Origin of the sequence: Noviluteimonas caseinilytica (assembly GCF_018406605.1) — a bacterium.
Taxonomy (GTDB): Bacteria; Pseudomonadota; Gammaproteobacteria; order Xanthomonadales; family Xanthomonadaceae; genus Noviluteimonas; species Noviluteimonas caseinilytica.
Genome location: NZ_AP024545.1, coordinates 187,334 through 209,458, shown reverse-complemented (window position 1 = coordinate 209,458; position 22,125 = coordinate 187,334). Strand labels below are relative to the sequence as shown.

The window sequence follows — 22,125 nt, the reverse complement described above, 5'->3', positions numbered from 1 at the left end:
CTCCAACATGCGCAACCGACGTTCGAAAGCCGGCTTCCTGGGCGGTTCGCTCGCATCGATGGGCGCCCTGGCGGCGCTCAGCGCCTGCGTCACCATCAACGTGTACTTCCCCGCGGCCGAAGCGAAGGAAGCGGCGAAGCAATTCGTCGAGAAGGTGATCGGCGACGACGCCGCCACCCAGCCCGCCAAGCCGGCCACGCCGGGCGGCGGCATGGCCGCGCTGATCCGCCGCATCGATCCGCTCTCGCTGGTCGGCATCGGCAGCGCGCAGGCGCAGGAGACGCCCGACATCAGCATCAAGGCACCGGCCATCCAGGCCATCCAGGCCCGCATGGAATCGCGCTTCGACGCGAGCCTGCGCAAGGGCTTCGACGCCGGCGCGCTGGGCTACAGCAACGATGGCCTGGTGGTGCTGCGCGATCCGGCGCAGCTGGAGCTGAAGGACCGCGTGGGCATGCAGTCGGCCGTGAACGACGACAACCGCGACCGCAAGGCCCTGTACCGCGAAATGGCGGTCGCCAACGGCCACCCGGACTGGGAAGGCAAGCTCCGCGCCATCTTCGCCAAGCAGTGGGTCGACAGCGCGCACGGCGGCTGGTGGTACCAGGACGCGGGCGGCGCCTGGAAGCAGAAGTAAGCCTGCGGGCCCGGGGGGCGCGCGACCGGCGATAATGCCCGGCCGCCGTCCCCCGAAGTCGTTCCCTTGGCCCGCATCGACCAGACCCCTTTCACGATCGACATCGTCGATCAGACCCACGACGGCCGCGGTGTCGCGCGCCGCGCAGATCCCAAGGTCCCCGGCGCCGGCAAGGCCGTGTTCGTGTCCGGCGCGCTGCCGGGCGAAACCGTGGTGGCGCAGCTCACGCAGCGCCATCGCAGCTTCGACGAAGCCAGGACCCTGGAAGTCCTCTCCGCCTCGCCCGACCGCGTGACCCCGCGCTGCCCGCACTTCGGCACCTGCGGCGGCTGCGCGCTCCAGCACCTCGACGAAGGCAAGCAAATCCACGCCAAGCAACGCGTGCTGCTGGACAACCTCGAACGCATCGGCCACGTCACGCCGCAGACCGTGCTCGAACCCCTCGTCGATGCCGCGTGGGGCTATCGCCGCAAGGGCCGCTTCTCCGTGCGTCGCGTCGACAAGAAGGACAAGACGCTCGTCGGCTTCCGCGAACAGGACGGGCGCTTCGTCGCCGACCTGTCGGAATGCCACACGGTGATGCCGCAGATCGGCATGAAGATCGCCGCGTTGTCGGCGCTGATCGACGGCCTCGATGCGCGCGCCCAGGTGCCGCAGGTGGAATTCATCGCGGGCGACGACACCGTGGCGCTCGTGTTCCGCCACATGATGCCGTTGTCCGAGTGCGACCTTGCCGCGCTCACCGCGTTCGCGCAGGCGCACGACTTCGCGATCTTCCTGCAGCCCGGCGGCATCGATTCGGTGCACGCGTTGTGGCCGCATGCGCCGAAGCTCGCGTTCACGCTGCCGGCGTGGGACATCGAACTCCAGTTCCGCCCGCTCGACTTCATCCAGGTCAACGCCGGGCTCAACCAGAAGATGATCGCGCGCACGCTCGACCTGCTCGACGTGCAAGCCGGCGATCGCGTGCTCGACCTGTTCTGCGGCCTCGGCAATTTCACGCTGCCGCTGGCGCGCGTGGCGAACGAAGTCGTGGGCGTGGAAGGCGACGCCGGCCTCATCCGCCGCGCACGCGAGAACGCCACGCACAACCACCTGGACAACGTGGACTTCCACGCCGCCGACCTCGCGCAGGACCTGTCCGCGCACGCCTGGATGCGCGCCGGCTTCGACCGCCTGCTGCTCGACCCGCCGCGCTCGGGCGCCGACGTGGTGCTCAAGCAACTGCCGCTGGGCGGCCTGAAGCGCATCGTCTACGTGAGCTGCCACCCGGCCTCGCTGGCGCGCGACGCCGGGTACCTCGTGAACGAGCGCGGCTGGAAGCTGCGCGCGGCCGGCGTGATGGACATGTTCCCCCATACCGCGCATGTGGAAAGCATCGCGATGTTCGAACCGCGCTGACCGTATGATCCGGCGCCTGACCCAGAAGGAATCCCCCGCATGCTCGTGATCGGCGTCGCCGGCACCGAACTCAACGCACAGGAACGCGACTGGCTGCAGCACGATGCGTGCGCCGGCGTGATCCTGTTCGCCCGCAACTTCGCCTCGCGCCAGCAGGTCGCCGAACTCTCGCAGGCCATCCGCGAAGCCGCGCCGCGCCCGCAGCTGGTGTGCGTGGACCAGGAAGGCGGCCGCGTGCAGCGCTTCCGCGACGGGTACAGCGCGCTGCCCGCGCTGGAAGGCTTCGGCAAGCTCTACGGCAGCAACCCCGACCGTGCGATCGAACTGGCGAAGGAACATGCCTGGCTCATGGCGAGCGAAGTGCGCGCCAGCGGCGTGGACCTCAGCTTCGCGCCCGTCGTGGACCTGGGCCGCGGCAACCGCGCGATCGGCGACCGCGCGTTCTCGCACGATCCGCAGATCGTCGCCGAGTTCACGCGCGCCTATGTCGCCGGCATGCACGCCGCCGACATGGCGGCCACGCTCAAGCATTTCCCCGGCCACGGTTCGGTGCTCGAAGACACGCACTTCGACGATGCGGTGGATCCGCGTCCGTTCGGCGAAATCGAACTGCTCGACCTCGTGCCGTTCGTGGCCGGCATCGATGCCGGCGCCGACGCGGTGATGATGGCGCACGTGGTGTATCCGCAGGTCGCGCCGGAACCGGCCGGGTATTCGCCGGTGTGGATCCAGGACATCCTGCGCAAGCAGATGGGCTTCCGCGGGGTCGTGTTCTCCGACGACATCGGCATGGCCGCGGCGTTCTCCGCCGGCGGCGTCAAGGCGCGCATCGATGCGCACCTGGATGCAGGCTGCGATGTGGTGCTCGTCTGCCATCCGGACCTGGTGACCGAATCGCTCGCCGCGGTGGAAGGCCGCACGCTCAACACGATGGCGCTCGCCGGCCTGATCGGTCGCGGTCCGCTCGCGTGGGACGGCCTGCTCGCCGACGCGCGCTACCAGGAATCGCACGCACGCTTCGGGGGCGACCTCGCATGAAGCTGCCGCACGATCTGCCTGAAGCGCTCGCCACCGCCGACGTCATCCACGACCGGCAGGTCATCGAACAGGCGATCGCGCGGATGGCCGCGCGCATCCGCAACGACTTCGCCGGCAGCGTGCCCGTGTACCTCACGGTGATGCACGGCGGCCTGCCGTTCGCCGGCCAGCTCGCGCTGGAGATCGGCGCGCTGGGGCTCGACCTGGAATTCGATTACCTGCATGCAACGCGCTATCGCGGCGCCACGTCGGGCGGCGCGCTGCACTGGAAGCATCGTCCGGCCACGCCGCTGCGCGGCCGTCGCGTGTTGCTGGTCGACGACATCGTCGACGAAGGCCACACGCTGGCCGAAGTGCGCGCGTGGTGCCGGCAGCAGGGCGCGAGCGACGTCCGCATCGCCGCGCTCGCCGTCAAGCAGCACGACCGCTGCGTGGCCGGCCTGCACGCCGACTACGCCGGCCTCGTGGTGCCGGACCGCTACGTGTTCGGCTACGGCATGGACTTCAAGGAACAGGGCCGCAACCTGCCGGCCATCTACGCGCTGAAGGAGTGAGCATGCACGCGGACATCGCCCTGGGCGTCATCGGCGGCACCGGCGTCTATCGCATCGCCGGGCTCGAAGCGGTCGAGACCCACCTGCCGGAAACGCATTACGGCTTCCCGTCCGGGCCGGTGCGCGTGGGCATGATCGATGGCAAGCGCGTCGCATTCCTCGCGCGCCACGGCGAAGACCACGGCGTCCCGCCGCACCGCATCAACTACCGCGCCAACCTCGCTGCGCTGCACAAGATCGGGGTCACCCGCGTGCTCGCGATCAACACGGTGGGCGGCATCACCGAACGCTTCGGACCCGGCGTGCTCGCGTGCCCCGACCAGTTGATCGACTACACCTGGGGCCGCGTCTCGACGATCTGCGAGGAGCCCGGCACCGACGTGCTGCACGTCGACTTCGGCGATCCGTACACCAATGCCGTGCGCGCGCAGGTCCTCGCTGCAGCGCAGCGTGCGGGCGTGGCCGTCGTCGACGGTGGCTGCTACGGCGCCACCCAGGGTCCCCGCCTGGAAACGCGCGCGGAGATCGCGCGCATGCGCCGCGACGGCTGCGACCTGGTCGGCATGACCGGCATGCCCGAGGCGGGCCTCGCGCGCGAAATGGGCCTGCAATATGCGTGCCTCGGCATCGTCGCCAACTGGGCGGCCGGCTGCGGCGACGATGCGGAAATCACGATGGCCGACGTCCTGTCCATCGTTGAAACCGCTTCCAGTGGAATCCCGCCATTGCTGCGGTCGCTGCTCGCCGATTGAGCCGTGCCGGCGCGGTGTTGCGCGTCCCGTTCATCCATGCATACTCCGGCCCGTGCGCCCCGGGCCCCCGCACCGGTGCGCACGTACATCGCATCCAGACGAGGTCACACAGGTTATGCAGTACGGCACCGTGAAGTGGTTCAACGACGCGAAGGGTTTCGGGTTCATCGCCCCGGAAGACGGAAGCGCCGATGTGTTCGTGCATTACTCGGCGATCAACTCCAAGGGCTTTCGCAGCCTGCAGGAAGGCCAGCGCGTCAGCTACGACGTCGTGCAGGGTCCGAAGGGAGCGCAAGCCGCTGGCGTGATCCCGGTCGCCTGACCGGACACGCAACGCAGCAAGGGAAACCCCGCTCCGGCGGGGTTTTTTTTCGGGCGCGCGGCGGGCGCAGAATGCGGCCATGACCGAGCCGACCAACCAGCCCCCCGAATTCGCCCCGCGCGACCTGTGGGCCGACGATGCTGCATTGCGGGACGCGGTGGCGCGCGAAGGGGCGGGGGCGCATGCGGGACGCATCGAAACCTACGCGCGGCTTGCGGGCGATGCGTTGTACGCGCTCTCGTTCGATGCGCATCGCGACAGGCCGCGGCTGCGCACGCACGACCGGTTCGGGGCGCGCATCGATCGCGTGGAGTTCCACCCGAACTACCACGCGCTGATGCAGGCCGCGATCGAACACGGCGTCGCCGGCCTGTCGTGGCACGCGCCGGCGCAAGGCGTGCACGTGGCGCGCGCGGCGTTGAGCTACCTGCACCACCAGGTGGAACCCGGCACCAGTTGCCCGCTGACGATGACGCATGCGGCGGTGCCCGCGCTGCGCCGCGAACCCACGCTGGCCGAGTGGGCCGCCAAGGCCGCCGCGCCGCATTACGACGCACGCGAGGTGCCGATCGGCGACAAGCGCGGCGTGACGCTGGGCATGGGCATGACGGAGACGCAGGGCGGGTCGGACGTGCGCGCCAACACCACGCGCGCCGACGCGCTCGCCGAGACGGGCACGTACGCGCTCACCGGGCACAAATGGTTTTTCAGCGCGCCGATGTCCGACGGGTTCCTCGTGCTGGCGCAGGCACCGGGCGGGCTCACGTGCTTCCTGTTGCCGCGGCGCCTGCCCGACGGCGCGCGCAATGCGTTCACGCTGGTGCGGCTGAAGGACAAGTTGGGCGACTGGTCGAATGCGTCTTCGGAAGTCGAATTCCAGGGCGCATGGGCACGACGCATCGGCGACGAAGGTCGCGGCATCGCGACCATCCTCGACATGGTGATGCTGACGCGCCTGGACTGCATGCTGGGCTCGGCGGCGGAAATGCGCATGGCGCTTGCGCACGCGCTGCACCATGCGCGGCATCGCAGTGCGTTCGGGAAGTTGCTCGTCGACCAGCCGTTGATGCGCAACGTGCTCGCCGACTTGGCGCTGGAAGCCGAAGCGGCGCTTGCTTTATCGATGCGGGTCGCGCGCGCCGTGGATGCCGCCGGGCGCGATGCGGGCGAAGCCGCATTCGCGCGCATCGCCACCGCGATCGGCAAGTACTGGATCTGCAAGCGCGCGCCGGCGTTCGTCAACGAAGCGCAGGAGTGCCTGGGCGGTGCGGGCTACGTCGAGGAATCGATCCTGCCGCGCCTGTACCGGCAGGCGCCGCTCAATTCGATCTGGGAAGGCAGCGGCAACATCCAGTGCCTCGACGTGCTGCGCGCGTTGCACCGCGAGCCGGAGAGCGCGGCGGCCTTCTTCGCCGAACTCGATGCAGCGAGTGGATTGCATGCGGCGCTCGATGCGGAAACGACGCGCCTGCGCGACGCCACGGGCGCGCCGCAGGAAGCGGAGGCGCGCATGCTGGTCGAACGCATGGCGCTCGCCTTGCAGGCGTCGGTGTTGTTGCGGGCGAATGCCGCGTGCGCGGACCTGTTCTGCCGCAGTCGCCTGGCGGGTGCGCGGGGCCAGGTGTTCGGCACGTTGCCGGCGGGCGACGACGTCGCGCCGGTGTTGTCGCGCGCGCGCTAGGCGCCGAAGAAGCCTTTCGTCTTCGCCGCGACCAGTTGCGGCTCCAGCCACGCCCACAGCGCCGGGCACCCGGCCTGGATCGGCGGCCCGACCTTGCGCACGACGCGATCGAAGCTGATCCCGTTCTCCACCCAGCTTCCGCCGCCCTGCGCGAGGTTGAGCAGCACCGGCATCGCGCGATCGGCTGCATGCGCGAAGCGCGCTTCCGGCGTCGCCCCGTCTTCGAATTCTTCCCACAACGCGAGGAACCGCGCGCCGTGCGCATTCGGCAGCATCCCGAAGATGCGTTCGACCGCCACGCGCTCGGCCGCCTTGCGCTCGGCCAGGCCTTCCTCGGCGTAGACGATCGTGTCGCCGGTATCGATCTCGCCGATGTCGTGCACCAGCAGCATCGCGACCACGCGTTGCACATCGATGCCGGGCTCGGCGAAGTCGGCCATGGCCGCGGCGAACAACGCGATCTGCCAGCTGTGTTCGGCCGAGTTCTCGTAGCGGTCCAGCCCGACGGGCTTCGACTTGCGCGTCACGCCCTTGAGGCGGTCGATCTCGAGGATGAAGTCGGCGACGGGTTGGAAATCAGGCATGGGGTGAGTCCAGGAATTGCAGGCGCGCGAGGTCCGCATACAGGCCGCCTTGCGCGAGCAGTTCGGCATGCGTGCCTTCGGCCACGATGCGGCCGGCGTCCATCACCACGATGCGGTCGGCCTTCAGCACGGTCGCCAGGCGATGCGCGATGACCAGCGTCGTGCGCCCCTGCATGAGGCGTTCCAGCGCGTGCTGCACGGCGCGTTCGCTCTGCGCGTCGAGCGCGGAGGTGGCTTCGTCGAGCAGCAGGATGGGCGCGTCCTTCAACAGCGCGCGCGCGATCGCGATGCGCTGCTGCTGGCCGCCGGACAGGCGCGCGCCGCGTTCGCCGAGTTCGCTGTCGTAGCCGCCCGGCAGCACGGACACGAACTCGTGCGCTTCGGCCGAACGCGCGGCGGCTTCGACCTCCGCGTCGCTCGCTTCCAGGCGCCCGTAACGGATGTTGTCGCGCGCGCTCGCGGCGAAGATGGTCGGCGATTGCGGCACGAGCGCGATGGATTCGCGCAGCTGGGCGGGATCGACGTCGCGGATGTCGATGCCTTCCACGCACACGCGCCCGCCCTGCGGATCGTGGAAGCGCAGCAGCAACGCGAACACGGTGCTCTTGCCGGCGCCGGACGGCCCGACCAGCGCCACCGTTTCGCCCGGCTGCACGCGCAGGCTGAAGCCTTCGAGCGCCGGGGCATCCGGCCGCGAGGGATAGTGGAAGGCGACGTCTTCGAACGCGATCTCGCCGCGCAGCGGCTGCGGCAGCGACACAGGGTGTTCCGGTGCGACGAGATTCGCGCGTTCCTGCAGCAACTCGTCGATGCGCCCCATGCCGCCGGCCGCGCGCTGCAGGTCGTTCCAGACTTCCGCCAGCGCACCGACCGAACCGCCCCCCAGCACCGCGTACAACATGAACTGCCCGAGCGTGCCGGCGGTGATGCGATGCGATACCACGTCGTGCGCGCCCGACCACAGCACCAGCACGATCGCGCCGAGGAAGGCGAGCATCGACACGACGGTGACGATGGCCTGCAAGCCGATGCGACGCCGCGCGGTGGCGACGGCCGTGGCCACGGCGCCGAAGAAGCGTTCGCGCTCGTAGGGTTCGCGCGCGTGCGCCTGCACGGTGCGGATGGCGCCGATCACTTCGCTGGCCAACGCATTCGCATCGGCGACGCGGTCCTGGCTCTGCCGCGAGATCTTCCGCAGGCGGCGGCTGCCGACCACGATCGGCAAGACGAACAACGGAATGCCGACGAGCGTCCACGCCGCCAGCCGCGGCTGCGTCACGAACATCATCACGATGCTGCCCAGCACCATCACGAAGCTGCGCAGCGCCACCGAAATGCTTGAGCCCACGACGCCGCGCAGCATTTCGCTGTCGGCCGACAGGCGCGACACCAGTTCACCGCTGCGCGTGCGTTCGAAGAACGCCGGATCCAGCGTGAGCAGGTGCGAGTACAAGCGTTGCCGCAGGTCGGCGACCACGCGCTCGCCCAGCAGGGTGATGAAGAAGAAGCGCGCGCCGGTGGCCAGCGCGAGCGCGGCGATCACCAGCATCAGCAGGCCGAAGCTCGAATCGATGCCTTCCGGGCTCGAGAAGCCCTGGTCGACCATGCGCTTCACCGCGGGCGGCAGGCTCAGCGTGGCCGCCGACGACGCACCGAGCGCGACCAGCCAGGCAGCGAACAGCACGCGATGGCGCTTCACGAATGGCCACAGCGCGCGCAGCGTCAGCAGCCGGCCCTTCGCCTGCGCGGGGTCGATGGGCACGTCGGTGGGGATGTCGCGGGAACGTCGGCTCATTGGCCCGCATTGTCCCCGATGCGCGCGCGGTTGCGGGTGGCGTCGCGCAGGTGTGCGGCCAGGGCTTCGGCGCGTTCGTCGGGGAGGCGGAATTCGAGGCGCACGCCTTGCGTGCCGAAGGTTTCGGCCAGGCGCTGCGCGCCATGCGCGGCCAGCGCGGCGTGGACGGCGCCCAGGTCGTCGAACGGCGCCTCGACCACCAGCGTCCGCCACGCGACCAGGGGCACGCGCGGCGCGGTGCGCAGGCATTCGGCCGCTGCGCCGCCGTAGGCGCGCACGAGGCCCCCCGCACCGAGGTTGATGCCGCCGTACCAGCGCGTGACCACCACGACGACCTGGTCGAAGCCCTGGCCATCGATCGCCGCAAGGATCGGCCGCCCCGCGGTGCCCGCCGGTTCGCCGTCGTCGCTGGAGCGATAGTCCTGGCCGATGCGGTAGGCCCAGCAGTGGTGCGTGGCCGGCGTGCGCGCCAGTTGCGCATGGAAGGCGAGCGCGTCGGCGGGCGTGGCGACCGGCGCGGCCTGCGCGAGGAACCGGCTGTGCTTGACCTCGAGCGCGTGCGAAACCGGGCCTGCGAGCGTGTCGCTCATTCGCCGAGCGCGCGCAGGTCTTCCGGCACGACCTGGTGCGGATAGCGATGGCGGAATTCGCGCAGGCTGGCGCGCGCGGCCTCGAGGTCGCCCGCATGCTGCAGTTCGCGGATGCGCTGCAGCCAGGCGTCGCGCACGGCGGGGCTGTCGGCGGTGGCCGGCGGGACGACTTCTTCGTCGGCTTCGGCGGACGCCGGCTCGCCGTGGTCGTCGATCAACGGAACGTTGGTCGTGTCGCGCGGCACGGGGATCCTGCTCATGTCGATCGCATCCTGCTGGCGCGACTCGGCCGCGGCGGCTTTCGCCGCGGGGGCGGCGGCCGGTGCAGCGGCGCGCTGCATCGCTGCGGGGGGCGGCGGGGCTGCAGGCGCAGCGGCAGCAGCCGCGACATTCCCGCTCGCCGCCGCATCGGCGGCCGGATGGATCGCTTCGTCGATCTCGAACGGCGGCAACGTGTCGAACGCTTCCGGCTTGCGCTGCGCATCGGCGCGCGTCGCCGGGCGCACCGACGCACTGTTGCGCTGCTGCGGCGTGCTGTCGGCCGGCGGCGGTTCCGGCACCTGCAACGGCTTGCGCGGAACCACGCGGCCTTGCATCGGCGGCGGCGGCGCGTTGTATTCCGCGAGCGGGTCTTCGGTGTGCGCGGCGGCCTGCGTCGCGCCTTGCGGCCCCGGCAGCGGGCGCAATTGCCACGCGACGGCACAGGCGATCGCGGCGGTCGCCGCATATCCCAGCAACGCGGGCCAGCGCTGGCGACGCGCGTGCGGACGGCGCGCATGCGCGGCGGCGCCTTCGACCGGTTCGGCGGCGGCCGCATGCGCGGCGGCGAGGATGCGTGCGTCGAGCGCCGACGACGGCTCGCCACGCGGCGCCGTGCGCGCCAGGCGCAGCGCGAGGGCGCGCTCTTCCGGCGTCAGCGGTGCATCGTCGTGGATGGTGTCGTCGCTCATGGCGATTCGGTTCCCAGGCCCGCGCGCAACTTGTCCATCGCGTAGCGCAGCCTCGATTTGACGGTTTCCCGGCCCACGCCGGTGATCGCGCCGATTTCCTCCAGCGTCAGTTCCTGCTCCAGCCGCAGCAGCACGACTTCGCGCTGCTCCGGCGGCAATGCGTCCAGCGCGCGCTGCAAGCGACGCCGTTGCTCGAACTCCGAGAGGTTGCGCTCGGGCGTGTCGGGATCGGGAATGCGCAGTGCGCGTTCGTCGGCGTCCTCGGGCGCGGGGGGGCGGTACTTCAGGGCGCGCCAGTGATCGCCGAGGCGATTGTGCGCGATGCGATACAGCCATGTCCCGAACGGGGCATCCGGCACCCAGCCCGCGCGCGCGCCGATCACCTTCTGCCAGATGTCCTGGAAGAACTCGTCGGCCAGCGCGTTGTCGCGCACGTGGCGCAGCAGGAAGCGATACAGCCGGGTGCGATGGCGCGAATACAGCTGCTCGAAGGCGCCCGCATCGCCGGCGACCCAGTCCAGCATCAGTTGCTCGTCGCTGTCCTGCGCGCCGTCGTCCATGGCCGGCAGCGTACGGGCTCGCGCGAGGGGCGGGAAGCGGTCGACGGAAAGGGGCAGGGCGAGGGCGCCGGCAAGGGAAGGCATGCGGGGTGCAACGGCCGGGTTCCCCCGGCGGGGTTGCCGGCCCCGGCCCGAAGCGACGTTCATGGGATTCATGGAAGGCCCGACCCTCTTGATCACCGACCGTTCACATGGCGTCGGACGGGGTATCCTCCGGGCCATGGTTGGGGGAATGACGTAGCCGTGCGCAGCCCGGACGTGGCTGATTCGATGATCGCGCCTGCGGCGCAGGCCGCGGGGCCAGCGCTTGCGCGCGGGATTCGCGAGCTGTTGCCGCCCGACGCACGGATCGTCGTGGCCTGGCGCGACCTCGCGCAGGGCGACTGGTATTCCGCCGACGACGGCGCGTCCGCCGACCTGGTGGCGCGCGCCCTGCGCACGCTCGGCAAGCACGGCCGCGCACGCGACCCGGACCTGCTGGACCACTGGACCAGCGACACCGGCACCGAGATCGTCCTGGCCGCCCACAGTCCCACCGCCGTGGCCGCGCCGCCGCGCCAGGGCTGGCAGGCGCTGGCGCGCCGCGCGATCGGCGCGTCCCTGGATGCCTGGCAGGCGAACGCGCGCATCGCGTCCCTGCAGAAGTCCGAACGCCTGCAGCAGGCGCTGTACGAAATCGCGGACCTGGCCGGGTCCAACCTCGAAATGCACGAGATGCTGCGCCGCATCCACGCGGTCGTCGGCAGCCTGATGTATGCCGAGAACTGCTTCATCGTGCTCTACGACGAACTGCGGCAGAGCCTGCGCTTCCTGTATTTCGCCGATCGCCACGATCCCTACATCGCCGATCCCTCGCACGAGATCCCGGTCGCCGAAGTCCCGACCAGCCTGACCATGGCGCTGCTGCGCCACGGCGAACCGCTGCTCGGCCCGTCGGCCGCCCTGCGCGCCAAGCTCGACATCCCGCACGATCCGCTGCACGGCCCGGATTCGGAAGACTGGCTGGGCGTGCCGATGCGCCGCGAAGGCCAGGTGTGCGGCGCGATCGTGGTGCAGAGCTACGAACACCGCGCCAGCTACAGCGACGAAGACCGCGCGCTGCTGACGTACGTGGCGCAGCACATCCTCACCGCGCTCGACCGCCGCCAGGCGCGCAGCGAACTGGAACGCCGCGTCGAGGAACGCACGCACGCCCTGCAGGAAGCCAACCGCGTCCTGCAGGCCGAGATCGTCGAACGCCAGCGCGCCGAACGCCTGCAGCGCGCGCTGTTCCGCATCGCCGAGCTGTCGATCACCTCCGAGAGCCTGGAGCGCTTCTACGCCGAAGTGCACGACGTGGTGGGCGAGTTGCTCTACGCGCGCAACTTCTACATCGCGCTGCTGGCGGGCGACGGCGACGAGCTGGAATTCCCGTACTCCATCGACGAACGCGATCCCAACCGCCCGCGCCGCAAGTTCGGCATGGGCATGACCGAGTTCGTCATCAAGACCGGCCGCGCCGTGCTCGCCGACCGCAAGGCCATCGAAGACCTGGACCGCGAAGGCAAGGTCAAGACGATGGGCACGCTGTCGCACAACTGGCTGGGCGTGCCGCTGTTCCGCGACGACCTGGTGGTGGGCGTGATCGCGGTGCAGAGCTATTCGCCGGCGGTGGCATTCACGCCGCGCGACCAGGAACTGCTGACGTTCGTCGCGCACCACATCGGCAGCGGCCTGCAGCGCAAGCAGGCGCAGGACCGGTTGATGGCCGCGCACGCCGAACTCGAACGCCGCGTCGAAGAACGCACGCGCGAACTGGCCGCCGCCAACGCCGAGCTCATGTCGCAGATCGGCGAGCGCATGCACGCCGAGCGCCGCCTCACGCACCAGGCGCAGCACGACACGCTGACGGGCCTGCCGAACCGCGCACAGCTGCTCGAACGCCTCGCGCTCGCGATCCAGCGCGCCCGCGCGTCGGATCCGGCGAGCGAAGAACACCGCACCTTCGCCGTGCTGTTCCTCGACCTGGATCGCTTCAAGCTGGTCAACGACTCCGTCGGCCACGCGGTCGGCGACGAACTGCTGATCGAGGCCGGCCGCCGCATCGTCGCGGCCGTGCGCGCGGGCGACACCGTCGCGCGCCTGGGCGGCGACGAATTCGCCATCCTCGTCGAACAGATCGACGGGCAGGGCATGGCCGAGGAACTGGCCGGCCGCGTGCTCGGCGCGTTGGGGGCGCCGGTGTGGATCGCGGGCCGCGAACTGTTCCCGACGGCGAGCATCGGCATCGCGCTGTGGGTGCCGCGCTATCGCAGCGGCGAAGACATGCTGCGCGACGCCGACGCCGCGATGTACCGCGCCAAGGGCGCCGGCCGCGACCGCAGCGCCGTGTTCGACGAAGCGATGCGCGACGAAGCCACGCGCATCCTCGACCTGGAAGCCGACCTGCGCCGCGCGATCAACGCCGACGCCTTCGAACCGCATTACCAGCCGATCGTGCGCATCGCCGACGGCGTGGTGCTCGGCCACGAAGCGTTGCTCCGCTGGAGCCACGAACGCCGCGGCCTGCTCGCGCCGGGCGAGTTCATCGGCGTGGGCGAGGACAGCGGCCTGATCGAACAGGTGGACTGGCTGCTCTACGCCCGCGTGATCCAGGACATGGCCACCGCGATGACCGAGGGCTACGTGTCGGTGAATGTCTCGCCGCGCCATTTCCGTTCCGCCGATTTCGCCGACCGCCTGCTGGGTCTGCTGTCGGATGCGAACGTCGACCCGGCGCGCCTGCGCATCGAGATCACCGAGGTCGCGCTGTTCGACGATGCGCCGCGCGCGCTGCGCACGCTGAGCAACCTGCGCAGCCACGGCGTGCTCGCGCTGCTCGACGACTTCGGCACGGGCTTCTCCGCGCTGAGCTACCTGCACCACTTCCCGATCGAGTGCCTGAAGATCGACCGCAGCTTCATCGCGGGCCTGTCGACCTCGCAACCGGAAAGCCTCGCGGTGATCCGCGCGATCCTGGCGCTGGCCGGCACGCTGAGCATCGACACGATCGCCGAAGGCATCGAGACCGAAGCGCAGCGCGATGCGCTGGTGCAACTCGGGTGCGTGAACGGGCAGGGCTACCTGTTCGGCCGGCCGCAAGGGCGCGCCGCGACCTGATCTGCGGTGTCCCGCACGGCGGCGTGCCTTCGCGCGAACGCGTCGGCGCTTTGCCGCGTGGACGCGCATTCCCTCCGACTTCGCGAATCGTCCCGTCGTCGCGCTCGTGCACGGGTGTGCATCGTGCCCGCACGCCGGCCACCGTGCGCCGGCGCGGAGTTTCGTGTCATGGACGACGTGTCTTGCGCGCCCGGCGGCAGGTTGCAACTTCAACAGGATTCAATAGGATTCCATCCTGTCCCCGAACGGAGCCGCCCCCATGCGTTCCACCCAGCAATTCAGCATCACCCTGCCCAACGAGATGGCCGACGCCGTGCGCGCGCACGTGGCCTCGGGCGATTACGCGACGGAGAGCGAAGTGATCCGCGATGGCCTGCGGGCGCTGTTCGCGCGCGAACGCGCGATGGAAGCGTGGTTGCGCGAGGACGTGGTGGCTTCGGCGCGGGAGTTCGACCGCGCGCCCGGCCGCGCGCTGTCGGTGGAGGCGGTGCGCAGCCGCCTCGGCGGCGCGGCGCCTGCGACTGCGAAGCGCCGCGGCCGTACCTGATCCGCTTCGCGCCGCGCGCCGTCGCCGACCTGGAAGCGTTGCACGCGTACTTGTCGCGACACGCCGGCTACGTGCGCGCGGACCACGAACTCGCATCGCTGGTGGACTGGTGCGGCAGCTTCTCGATCTTCCCGCACCGCGGCACGCTGCGCGACGACGTGCTGCCCGGCCTGCGCGTCGCGCACCACCGCGAGCGCACCGCGGTCGCGCTGCGGGTCGATGAAGCGCATGCGCGCGTCGCGATCCTGGCCGTATACCCGCGCGGCCGCGACGTCGACGCGGCGTTGCAGACGATCGGTGCGTGACGCTCAGGCGTCGCGCACCACCAGCAGGCGCGGCTCGGTCATGTCCTCGATCGCGCTGCGGATGCCTTCGCGGCCGAGGCCAGATCCCTTCACCCCGCCGTAGGGCATGTTGTCGACGCGGAAACTCGGCACGTCGCCCACGATCACGCCACCGACCTCCAGCGCATCCCACGCCCGCATCGCGTGCGCGAGCGAACCGGTGAACACGCCGGCCTGCAGGCCGAAGTCGCTGTCGTTGACGATCGCGATCGCATCCTCGAAATCATCGAACGGCTCCAGCAACGCCACCGGCCCGAACGCTTCCTTGCGGTACAGCTCGCAGTCGCGCGGCACTTTCTCCAGCAGCGCGGCCGGCACCAAGTTGCCCTTGCGCTTGCCGCGCACGATCGCCTTCGCACCACCCGCGATCGCCGCATCCATCCACGCATCGATGCGCTTGGCCGCGGCTTCGTCCACGACGGGCCCGATGGTCACGCGTTCGTCCTTGGGATCGCCCATGCGCAGCTTGCCCACTGCATCGGCCATCGCCTTGCGGAACTTCGGATACAACGCGCGGTGCACCAGGATGCGCTGCACGCTGATGCAACTCTGGCCGGACTGGTAGTACGCGCCGAACACCATGCGATCGACGACCTTCGCGAGCGACTGCCCCGGATCCTCGTCCACGATGCACGCCGCGTTGCCGCCCAGTTCCAGCGTGACTTTCTTGCGGCCCGCGCGCGCCTTCAGGTCCCAGCCCACCAGGCCGCCGGTGAAGCTGAGCAGCGCGATGCGTTCGTCCTCGACCAGCAGGCCGGCGTCTTCGTTGGAGCAGGGCAGGATCGAGAACGCGCCTTTCGGCAGGTCGGTTTCCGAAAACACTTCGCCGATGATCAGGGCGCCGATCGGTGTCTTCGCCGCGGGCTTCAACACGAACGGGCAGCCCGCCGCCAACGCCGGCGCCACCTTGTGCGCCACCAGGTTCAACGGGAAATTGAACGGCGTGATGAACGCGCACGCGCCGATGGGCACGCGCTTGACCATGCCGCGATAGCCGCGCGTGCGCGGGGAAATCTGCAGTTCCAGCACGTCGCCGCCGATGCGCGTGGCTTCGCCGGCGGCGATGCGGAAGGTATCGATCAGGCGGGTGACCTCACCGCGCGAATCCTTGATCGGCTTGCCGGCCTCCACGCACAACGCCAGCGCCAGTTCCTCGCTGCGTTCGGTGAAGCGGCGCACGCAATGCTCCAGCACGTCGCGGCGCGCATCCGGCGGGAATTCGGCCATCGCCTTGCGCGCCTTGTGCGCGGCAACGATGGCCTTGCGCACGAGCGCGGCATCGGCGAAGGCCACGCGCGTGGCGCGCTTGCCGGTGAACTTGTCGAGGACGTCGAGTTCGGTCTTGGTGTGGACCGCCGCGTTCGCGAGGTAGCAAGGAAAGTGTTTCGCAAGCTTGTCGACCATGGCGGTTCTCCGGATCAATCGTCGGGGGCGATCACGCGCAACGGCAGGGTTCCATCGGCCAGGCGCGCCTGCACGCGATCCCCGACCTTCGCATCGTTCACCCCGCGCACGACGTGTCCATCGTCGCGCAGCAGGATGCTGTAGCCGCGCGCCACCGTGGCCAGCGGACTCACCGCTTCCAGTGAACGCGCCAGCCCACGCAGGTGCATCGCATCGTGCTGCAGGCGCCGCGCGATCACCGAACGCGGACGCTGCCGCAGCGCTTCCAGCCGCTGGCGCAGCAAGGCCACGCGCCGGCGCGGTTGCATGGTGCGCAACACCGCGTCGGCGTGGCGCATGCGCGCGCGCCAATGTTCGAGTTGCTTGCGCCATGCGGCCTCCAGGCGCCGCTGCGCTTCGGCCTGGCGCCGCAGCAGCAGGTCCAGGCGCGCGCGGGGGCGCAGGGCGTGCAGGCGCAGCGCCGCGCGATCGGCGCGCTGTGCGTCGCGACGCAGATGGTGCAGCTGCAGCGTCGCCATGCGCCGATGCAGGCCCTGCAGGCGCACGCGCAGGTCGGCGCGCGCGGGCACCAGCAGTTCGGCGGCGACCGACGGCGTCGGCGCACGCAGGTCCGCCACGAAATCGCTGAGGCTGAAATCCGTCTCGTGCCCGATCGCCGAGACGACCGGAATCGGCGATGCCGCGATCGAGCGCACCAGCCGCTCGTCGTTGAAGGCCCACAGGTCTTCGAGCGACCCGCCGCCGCGGGCGAGCAGCAGCGTGTCGTAGCGCCCGGAGCGCACCGCGCGCTGGAGCATCGCGACGATCTGTGCCGGCGCCGTTTCGCCCTGCACCTGCACCGGCAGCACATCCACTTCCACCAGCGGGAAGCGCCGCGCCAGCACGCTCAGCACATCGCGCACCGCCGCGCCCGACGGCGAGGTGAGCACGCCGATGCGCCGCACGAAGGCGGGCAGGGGGCGCTTGCGTTCGGCTTCGAACAGGCCCTCGGCCTGCAGCTTCGCCTTGAGTTCCTCGAACGCCCGCCGCAGCGCGCCTTCGCCCGCTTCCTCCAGCGAATCCAGGATCAGCTGGTAGTCGCCACGCGCCTCGTACAGCGTGAGGCGGCCGCGCGCGAGCACGCGCAGGCCTTCGCGCGGGACGAAGTTCAGCCACTGGCTCTTGGGCTTGAACAGCGCGCAGCGCACCTGGGCGCGCGCGTCCTTCAGGGTGAAGTAGAGGTGCCCGGACCCGGGCCGGGAGAGATTCCCCAGCTCGCCTTCCACCCACACCAGCGGGAACGCCCCTTCCAGCAGGTCGCGCGCCAGCGTGTTGAGCTGGGTGGGCGAGAGGATCTTGCGGGCGTCGTCGCGGGTCATGCGGGGGCTTGGAACGGCGGGACACGGTACCGCAGGCCCGTGAACGGGTCACGCGGCCGGGCCAGTCGCAGGGCCACGTGCAGGGCCGCGGTCGTAGAATGCGCGCCATGTCGATGCCCCTCCGCGATCCGCTGACCGACCTCCCGCCGCCCTGCGCCGACGCCCCGCGCTTCGGCCCGTCGCCGCGCCGCGCCACGCGCCAGGTGCGCGTCGGCGGCATCGCGGTGGGCGGCGACGCGCCGGTGGTCGTGCAGTCGATGACCAACACCGACACGGCGGACGTCGCCTCGACGACGAAGCAGGTCGCCGACCTGTGGCGCGCCGGCTCCGAACTCGTCCGCGTCACCGTCAACACGCCCGAAGCCGCTGCGGCCGTGCCGCGCATCGTCGAGAAGCTGGCGATGATGAACGTGCATGTCCCGATCATCGGCGACTTCCACTACAACGGGCACCAGCTGCTCGCCGGCGAACCGGCGTGCGCGCAGGCGCTGGCGAAGTACCGCATCAACCCGGGCAACGTGGGCTTCGGCAAGAAGCGCGACACGCAGTTCGCGCAGCTCATCGAATTCGCGATGCAGTACGACAAGCCCGTGCGCATCGGCGCCAACTGGGGCTCGCTCGACCAGGCCCTCGCCGCGCAGCTGATGGACGAAAACCATGCGCGCGCCGAACCCTGGGATGCCGGCCGCGTGCTGCGCGAAGCGCTCATCCGCTCGGCGCTGGATTCGGCCGACCGCGCCGTCGCGCTGGGCCTGCCGGCCGATCGCATCATCCTCAGCGCGAAGGTCAGCGGCGTGCAGGAACTGATCGCCGTGTACCGCGAACTCGCCACGCGCGGCACGTACGCGCTGCACCTGGGCCTCACCGAAGCCGGCATCGGCAGCAAGGGCATCGTCGCGTCCAGCGCGGCGCTCGCGGTGCTGCTGCAGGAAGGCATCGGCGACACGATCCGCATCTCGCTCACGCCCGATCCGGGCGCCTCGCGCACGCAGGAAGTCATCGTCGCGCAGGAACTGTTGCAAACCCTCGGCCTGCGCGCGTTCACGCCGATGGTCACCGCGTGCCCCGGGTGCGGGCGCACGACGTCCGAGTTCTTCCAGGAACTGGCCAAGTCGGTGCAGGAACACGTGCGCGACAAGATGCCCACGTGGAAGATCACCCACCCGGGCGCGGAAAACCTCACGCTCGCGGTGATGGGCTGCGTGGTGAACGGCCCCGGCGAATCGCGCCACGCCAACATCGGCATCTCGCTGCCCGGCACGGGCGAAGCGCCGGCCGCGCCGGTGTTCATCGATGGCGAGAAGGCGAAGACGCTGCGCGGGGACAACATCGCGCAGGAATTCGTCGCGATGATCGACGACTACGTCGAATCAAAGTACGGCCGCTGATCAGCCGCGCCGCTTGTAGGCGGCCAGGGCCGCGTCGCGCGTTTCCGCCAGGTCCACGATCGGCGCCGGGTAACGCGGCGTCCCGAGTTCCGGCACCCAGCGCCGCACGTACGCCGCGTCCGGATCGAAGCGTTTGGCCTGTAACAGCGGATTGAAGATCCGGAAATAGGGCGCGGCATCCGCGCCGGTGCCGGCCACCCATTGCCAGCCGAGCGTGTTGTTCGCCAAGTCCGCGTCCACCAGCGTGTCCATGAACCAGCGCGCGCCATGCGACCAGTGCATGCGCAACTGCTTCGTCAGGAAACTCGCCACCAGCATGCGCACCCGGTTGTGCATCCAGCCGGTGTGCCACAGCTCGCGCATGCCGGCATCGACGATCGGGACGCCGGTGCGGCCGCGCGTCCACGCATCGAACTGCACCGCATCGAACGGGGCCCAGTCGAAGTCGTCGAAGCGCGGGTCGAGGTTGCGGTCCACCGTGTGCGGGAAATGGTGCAGCAGGTGATGCGCGAACTCGCGCCAGCCGAGTTGGCGCTGGTAGGCCGCGCGCGCTTCGGGGGGCGCATCCGCATCGCCGATCGCCGCGAACACGCGCTGCACCGACACCTCGCCGAAATGCAGGTGCGGCGACAAGCGCGACGTGCCTTCGATCGCAGGCACGTCGCGTGCGTCGGGATACGCGGCGATGCGCGGCAGGAACGTGGTGAGCGCCGCGCGCGCGCCGATTTCGCCCGGGAACCATTGCGTCCAGAAGTCGTGGTCCCAGCCGCGCTTCGGCGCCAGGCCCAGGGCATCGATCGTCGTTGCGTCCGCGGCCTCCGGCGGCGCCGGCAAGCGCTTCGGCGCATCCCACGGCCGCGGCTTGCGCAACTGCGCGCTTGCGGTCTTCCAGAACGGCGTGAACACCCGGTACGGATCGCCTTGTTTCGTCGCGACGTCCCAGGGTTCGATCAGCAGCGCGCCGTTGAAGCTTTCCGCGTGCAGGCCGCCGCGGCGCAGGGCACGCTTGATCGTGGTGTCGCGTTGTTCGAACGCGGGCTCGTAGCGCCGCGTCCAGAACACGGCTTCGGCGCCCGTCGCGGCAGCGAGGCGTTCGAGGGCGGGCAGGGTGGGGCCGCGCAGCACGGTGAGACGCGAACGGCGCGCCCGCAGCGCGCCGTCCAGCGCATGAAGCGAGCGATGCCGCCACGCATCCGAGGCCGCACCGTTCGCATGCGGGCCGGCTTCGTCGGGTGCGTGGATATACACCGGCACCGGCGCGTAGCCCTGCGCGAGCGCCGCCTGCAGGGCGGGCTGGTCGTCGAGTCGCAGGTCATTGCGGAACCACACCAGCGCCGTGGGCATCGACGTTCCTTCGCGGGTCGGGCGGAGCATAGCGTTGCGTCCGGACGATTCGCGTGCACGCCGGGAAAATCGCCCCCTGTGCCGCCTGCCGTGCGCGCAAGGCCCCGCGCAGAATGCCTCGCACTCAGTATCGCAAGGAACCTGGCATGGCCCGCATCCTGATCGTCGACGACTGCCCGCTGCAACGCGCGCTCTCCCTCAAGGTGGTGCAGGCGCTCGGCCACACCGGCATCGTGTGCAGCGACGGCCAGGCGGGCGTGGAAGCCGCGATGCGCGAACGCCCGGACCTGGTGCTGATGGACGTGGTGATGCCCGGCATCGACGGCTACGCCGCCACGCGCACGCTCTGCAACCATCCCGCGTTGCGCGACATGCCGATCGTGCTGGTCACCGGCCGGTCGCAACCCACCGATTGCGAATGGGGCTTGCGCCAGGGCGCGGCCGGCTACGTCACCAAGCCGGTGCGCCCGGAGGAACTCGCCGGCGTGATCGTGCAGTTGCTCGGAACGCCGGCGAAGCAGGCGGGCTGAGCGCCCGCCTCATTCCCAGTCGTGGCCGCCGGGTTCGGTGGCCAGCGCAGGCGCCACTGCGAACGCAGCGTTGATCTGTTCCATCAGGTCGTCGGCGATCGCCTCGGCGATGCGGCCTTCCCATTCGCGCAGCTGCTGGTTGTCGGCGGAATGCGCCTTGCGCATTTCCGCGAGCACTGCTTCGAGCTTCTTGATGTTCATTGCGGCCGTCCCCTGAAAACGGTCTGCCCATGAGCGGGCGGTGCATACGCTAGTCCGCGGCAGTGAGGCCTGGGTGAACGCGCGACGCAGCGTAGGGCGCGCAGCCGGTGGACGGCACGCCGCAGTGCGTCATTCGCGGGCGTCCGTCCCGCGCCGCAGCGCAGTGAACGCCGAGAATTCCCAGCGTCGCAGCGCGAAGACCGCACTGCAGCCGTGGCGCGCTTCGAGCGGCAACTGCGTGTCGCGTCGCACCAATTCGTCGAACTCGCGCGCCAGCCGCGCCATCCCCGCCGCCACGTGTCGCATCGCAGCATCCGACAGCGTGCCGCCCATGAAGTGGAACGCATCGCCGCCCTGGTCGAAGGCGCCGCCGAAGAACTCCGGCACCACGCGTTGCAGGAAGAACGCATGCACCGGTCCGCCCGGTTGCCAGGCGAAGTTGCGCGCGGTGCGCTTGGTGAAACGCTTCGGCGGGCGGTAGTCGATGATCCGCAACTGGTCCAGGCGCAGGAGAAGCGACACAAGTTCGTTCTCGTCGACGCGGAACGCCGCCAGGATCTCGGCGAACTTCCAGTCGTTGACGATGAGGTAGGTCGCCAGCAGCAGCTTGGGGTCGGAGACGAGCGCATGTTCCTGCGCATCGTCCAGCACGGTGAGGATGCTGGCGTCCGGTTCGCCCTGCAGCAGGTCCACCAGCTCGACGCCGAGCGCTTCGCAGATGGCATCCAGGCGCGCCAGCGAGAAGTCGCCGCGGCCCAGGTCGCGCTTGACGGTCACTTCGCTCACGCCCAGCCGCGTGGCGAGTTCGCGATAGGTCAGGCCGCGCTCGCGCAGCCGGTCGCGGATCGCCTGCACCACCAGTTTGGAAGCCGCCATCCCGCCCTCTCCCCGCGTGATCCCTGCGCCCGTATCGCTTCCTGATCCCCGCCGGCTCGCGCATCGCGCCGGTGGCGCTGCATCATTGCGCATCGCGCCCCGGGTCCGCACCCTCGCCGCGCCCCTTCCAA

General features: G+C 70.2%; 22 protein-coding genes. 12 read left to right on the top strand and 10 right to left on the bottom strand.

Going from position 1 to position 22,125, the window contains the following annotated elements; all coding sequences use genetic code 11:
* Positions 1-7 precede the first annotated feature (7 nt).
* The 7 genes from LYSCAS_RS01085 to LYSCAS_RS01055 all read left to right on the top strand — a co-directional run bounded on the left by LYSCAS_RS01085 (position 8) and on the right by LYSCAS_RS01055 (position 6,385).
* Positions 8-637 (top strand): DUF1318 domain-containing protein, encoded by a 630-nt coding sequence (locus tag LYSCAS_RS01085; protein WP_244858617.1) that lies wholly within the window; start codon positions 8-10, stop codon positions 635-637.
* A 66-nt stretch (positions 638-703) separates the two neighbouring features.
* Complete coding sequence (rlmD, locus tag LYSCAS_RS01080; protein WP_213435213.1) at positions 704-2,038, top strand: 23S rRNA (uracil(1939)-C(5))-methyltransferase RlmD; 1,335 nt, start codon at positions 704-706, stop codon at positions 2,036-2,038.
* A 39-nt stretch (positions 2,039-2,077) separates the two neighbouring features.
* On the top strand, positions 2,078-3,076 hold the full coding sequence (gene nagZ, locus LYSCAS_RS01075; protein WP_213435212.1) for a beta-N-acetylhexosaminidase: 999 nt from the start codon (positions 2,078-2,080) through the stop codon (positions 3,074-3,076).
* Entirely contained in the window at positions 3,073-3,630 is a 558-nt protein-coding gene (locus LYSCAS_RS01070) for a hypoxanthine-guanine phosphoribosyltransferase (protein WP_213435211.1), read from the top strand. The genes nagZ and LYSCAS_RS01070 overlap by 4 nt, the downstream gene beginning before the upstream one ends.
* A 2-nt stretch (positions 3,631-3,632) precedes the next feature.
* Positions 3,633-4,382, top strand: coding sequence for an S-methyl-5'-thioinosine phosphorylase (locus LYSCAS_RS01065; protein WP_213435210.1), 750 nt, complete (start codon positions 3,633-3,635; stop codon positions 4,380-4,382).
* Positions 4,383-4,497: 115 nt separating this feature from the next.
* On the top strand, positions 4,498-4,704 hold the full coding sequence (locus tag LYSCAS_RS01060; protein ID WP_213435209.1) for a cold-shock protein: 207 nt from the start codon (positions 4,498-4,500) through the stop codon (positions 4,702-4,704).
* A 79-nt stretch (positions 4,705-4,783) separates the two neighbouring features.
* On the top strand, positions 4,784-6,385 hold the full coding sequence (locus LYSCAS_RS01055) for an acyl-CoA dehydrogenase family protein (RefSeq protein ID WP_213435208.1): 1,602 nt from the start codon (positions 4,784-4,786) through the stop codon (positions 6,383-6,385).
* Here LYSCAS_RS01055 and LYSCAS_RS01050 read toward each other — a convergent pair.
* Genes LYSCAS_RS01050 through LYSCAS_RS01030 form a run of 5 tightly spaced genes read right to left on the bottom strand, consistent with a single transcriptional unit; the run spans position 6,382 to position 10,864 of the window.
* Positions 6,382-6,969, bottom strand: a complete 588-nt coding sequence (locus LYSCAS_RS01050) for an HD domain-containing protein (protein ID WP_213435207.1) — start codon at positions 6,967-6,969, stop codon at positions 6,382-6,384. The genes LYSCAS_RS01055 and LYSCAS_RS01050 overlap by 4 nt on opposite strands.
* Positions 6,962-8,764 carry an ABC transporter transmembrane domain-containing protein gene (locus LYSCAS_RS01045; protein WP_213435206.1) on the bottom strand — a complete coding sequence of 601 codons (1,803 nt, stop codon included), beginning with the start codon at positions 8,762-8,764 and terminating at the stop codon, positions 6,962-6,964. Before LYSCAS_RS01045 ends, LYSCAS_RS01050 begins: the two co-directional genes overlap by 8 nt.
* Positions 8,761-9,354, bottom strand: a complete 594-nt coding sequence (locus LYSCAS_RS01040; RefSeq protein ID WP_213435205.1) for an IMPACT family protein — start codon at positions 9,352-9,354, stop codon at positions 8,761-8,763. Before LYSCAS_RS01040 ends, LYSCAS_RS01045 begins: the two co-directional genes overlap by 4 nt.
* On the bottom strand, positions 9,351-10,304 hold the full coding sequence (locus tag LYSCAS_RS01035; RefSeq protein WP_213435204.1) for a hypothetical protein: 954 nt from the start codon (positions 10,302-10,304) through the stop codon (positions 9,351-9,353). Before LYSCAS_RS01035 ends, LYSCAS_RS01040 begins: the two co-directional genes overlap by 4 nt.
* Positions 10,301-10,864, bottom strand: a complete 564-nt coding sequence (locus LYSCAS_RS01030; RefSeq protein ID WP_213435203.1) for an RNA polymerase sigma factor — start codon at positions 10,862-10,864, stop codon at positions 10,301-10,303. The genes LYSCAS_RS01035 and LYSCAS_RS01030 overlap by 4 nt, the downstream gene beginning before the upstream one ends.
* Positions 10,865-11,134: 270 nt before the next feature.
* Between LYSCAS_RS01030 and LYSCAS_RS01025 the strand changes: the two genes are divergently transcribed.
* The 3 genes from LYSCAS_RS01025 (at position 11,135) to LYSCAS_RS01015 (ending at position 14,854) form a co-directional block, all read left to right on the top strand.
* The gene (locus LYSCAS_RS01025; RefSeq protein ID WP_213437471.1) at positions 11,135-14,002 is read left to right on the top strand and encodes an EAL domain-containing protein; all 2,868 of its coding nucleotides are present in this window, start codon (positions 11,135-11,137) and stop codon (positions 14,000-14,002) included.
* A gap of 259 nt (positions 14,003-14,261) precedes the next feature.
* Positions 14,262-14,549: a ribbon-helix-helix domain-containing protein gene (locus LYSCAS_RS01020; RefSeq protein ID WP_213435202.1), complete on the top strand. Its 288-nt coding sequence runs from the start codon at positions 14,262-14,264 to the stop codon at positions 14,547-14,549.
* Complete coding sequence (locus tag LYSCAS_RS01015; RefSeq protein WP_281413196.1) at positions 14,546-14,854, top strand: type II toxin-antitoxin system RelE/ParE family toxin; 309 nt, start codon at positions 14,546-14,548, stop codon at positions 14,852-14,854. Before LYSCAS_RS01020 ends, LYSCAS_RS01015 begins: the two co-directional genes overlap by 4 nt.
* A 3-nt stretch (positions 14,855-14,857) precedes the next feature.
* Here LYSCAS_RS01015 and LYSCAS_RS01010 read toward each other — a convergent pair whose 3' ends face one another.
* Both LYSCAS_RS01010 and xseA read right to left on the bottom strand, forming a co-directional pair.
* The gene (locus tag LYSCAS_RS01010) at positions 14,858-16,297 is read right to left on the bottom strand and encodes an aldehyde dehydrogenase family protein (RefSeq protein WP_213435200.1); all 1,440 of its coding nucleotides are present in this window, start codon (positions 16,295-16,297) and stop codon (positions 14,858-14,860) included.
* 14 nt (positions 16,298-16,311) lie between these two features.
* Positions 16,312-17,655 (bottom strand): exodeoxyribonuclease VII large subunit, encoded by a 1,344-nt coding sequence (xseA, locus tag LYSCAS_RS01005; protein ID WP_213435199.1) that lies wholly within the window; start codon positions 17,653-17,655, stop codon positions 16,312-16,314.
* 113 nt (positions 17,656-17,768) lie between these two features.
* Here xseA and ispG point away from each other — a divergent pair, with 113 nt between their 5' ends.
* Entirely contained in the window at positions 17,769-19,043 is a 1,275-nt protein-coding gene (gene ispG, locus LYSCAS_RS01000) for a flavodoxin-dependent (E)-4-hydroxy-3-methylbut-2-enyl-diphosphate synthase (protein WP_213437469.1), read from the top strand.
* Here the strand turns inward: ispG and LYSCAS_RS00995 are convergent, their stop codons facing one another.
* Complete coding sequence (locus tag LYSCAS_RS00995) at positions 19,044-20,387, bottom strand: cryptochrome/photolyase family protein (RefSeq protein WP_213435198.1); 1,344 nt, start codon at positions 20,385-20,387, stop codon at positions 19,044-19,046. It lies immediately after the preceding gene.
* 146 nt (positions 20,388-20,533) lie between these two features.
* Between LYSCAS_RS00995 and LYSCAS_RS00990 the strand changes: the two genes are divergently transcribed.
* A complete protein-coding gene (locus LYSCAS_RS00990; RefSeq protein WP_213435197.1) occupies positions 20,534-20,917 on the top strand; it encodes a response regulator in 384 nt (127 codons plus the stop codon).
* Between the two features lie 9 nt (positions 20,918-20,926).
* Here the strand turns inward: LYSCAS_RS00990 and LYSCAS_RS00985 are convergent, their stop codons facing one another.
* Together LYSCAS_RS00985 and LYSCAS_RS00980 are read right to left on the bottom strand one after the other, a co-directional pair.
* Positions 20,927-21,118, bottom strand: coding sequence for a hypothetical protein (locus LYSCAS_RS00985; protein ID WP_213435196.1), 192 nt, complete (start codon positions 21,116-21,118; stop codon positions 20,927-20,929).
* Positions 21,119-21,247: 129 nt separating this feature from the next.
* Positions 21,248-21,994, bottom strand: coding sequence for a helix-turn-helix domain-containing protein (locus LYSCAS_RS00980; protein ID WP_213435195.1), 747 nt, complete (start codon positions 21,992-21,994; stop codon positions 21,248-21,250).
* Positions 21,995-22,125 lie beyond the last annotated feature (131 nt).

Bases quoted from the DNA above. Each gene is read 5' to 3' on its own strand.
- LYSCAS_RS00985 (WP_213435196.1), bottom strand. From the start codon at position 21,118: ATGAACATCAAGAAGCTCGAAGCAGTGCTCGCGGAAATGCGCAAGGCG.
- LYSCAS_RS01025 (WP_213437471.1), top strand. From the start codon at position 11,135: ATGATCGCGCCTGCGGCGCAGGCCGCGGGGCCAGCGCTTGCGCGCGGG.
- LYSCAS_RS01020 (WP_213435202.1), top strand. From the start codon at position 14,262: ATGCGTTCCACCCAGCAATTCAGCATCACCCTGCCCAACGAGATGGCC.
- LYSCAS_RS01085 (WP_244858617.1), top strand. From the start codon at position 8: ATGCGCAACCGACGTTCGAAAGCCGGCTTCCTGGGCGGTTCGCTCGCA.
- LYSCAS_RS01050 (WP_213435207.1), bottom strand. From the start codon at position 6,969: ATGCCTGATTTCCAACCCGTCGCCGACTTCATCCTCGAGATCGACCGC.
- ispG (WP_213437469.1), top strand. From the start codon at position 17,769: ATGCCCCTCCGCGATCCGCTGACCGACCTCCCGCCGCCCTGCGCCGAC.
- LYSCAS_RS00995 (WP_213435198.1), bottom strand. From the start codon at position 20,387: ATGCCCACGGCGCTGGTGTGGTTCCGCAATGACCTGCGACTCGACGAC.
- nagZ (WP_213435212.1), top strand. From the start codon at position 2,078: ATGCTCGTGATCGGCGTCGCCGGCACCGAACTCAACGCACAGGAACGC.
- LYSCAS_RS00990 (WP_213435197.1), top strand. From the start codon at position 20,534: ATGGCCCGCATCCTGATCGTCGACGACTGCCCGCTGCAACGCGCGCTC.
- LYSCAS_RS01030 (WP_213435203.1), bottom strand. From the start codon at position 10,864: ATGGACGACGGCGCGCAGGACAGCGACGAGCAACTGATGCTGGACTGG.
- xseA (WP_213435199.1), bottom strand. From the start codon at position 17,655: ATGACCCGCGACGACGCCCGCAAGATCCTCTCGCCCACCCAGCTCAAC.
- LYSCAS_RS01045 (WP_213435206.1), bottom strand. From the start codon at position 8,764: ATGAGCCGACGTTCCCGCGACATCCCCACCGACGTGCCCATCGACCCC.
- LYSCAS_RS01065 (WP_213435210.1), top strand. From the start codon at position 3,633: ATGCACGCGGACATCGCCCTGGGCGTCATCGGCGGCACCGGCGTCTAT.
- LYSCAS_RS01055 (WP_213435208.1), top strand. From the start codon at position 4,784: ATGACCGAGCCGACCAACCAGCCCCCCGAATTCGCCCCGCGCGACCTG.
- LYSCAS_RS00980 (WP_213435195.1), bottom strand. From the start codon at position 21,994: ATGGCGGCTTCCAAACTGGTGGTGCAGGCGATCCGCGACCGGCTGCGC.
- LYSCAS_RS01070 (WP_213435211.1), top strand. From the start codon at position 3,073: ATGAAGCTGCCGCACGATCTGCCTGAAGCGCTCGCCACCGCCGACGTC.
- LYSCAS_RS01040 (WP_213435205.1), bottom strand. From the start codon at position 9,354: ATGAGCGACACGCTCGCAGGCCCGGTTTCGCACGCGCTCGAGGTCAAG.
- LYSCAS_RS01060 (WP_213435209.1), top strand. From the start codon at position 4,498: ATGCAGTACGGCACCGTGAAGTGGTTCAACGACGCGAAGGGTTTCGGG.
- LYSCAS_RS01035 (WP_213435204.1), bottom strand. From the start codon at position 10,304: ATGAGCGACGACACCATCCACGACGATGCACCGCTGACGCCGGAAGAG.
- LYSCAS_RS01010 (WP_213435200.1), bottom strand. From the start codon at position 16,297: ATGGTCGACAAGCTTGCGAAACACTTTCCTTGCTACCTCGCGAACGCG.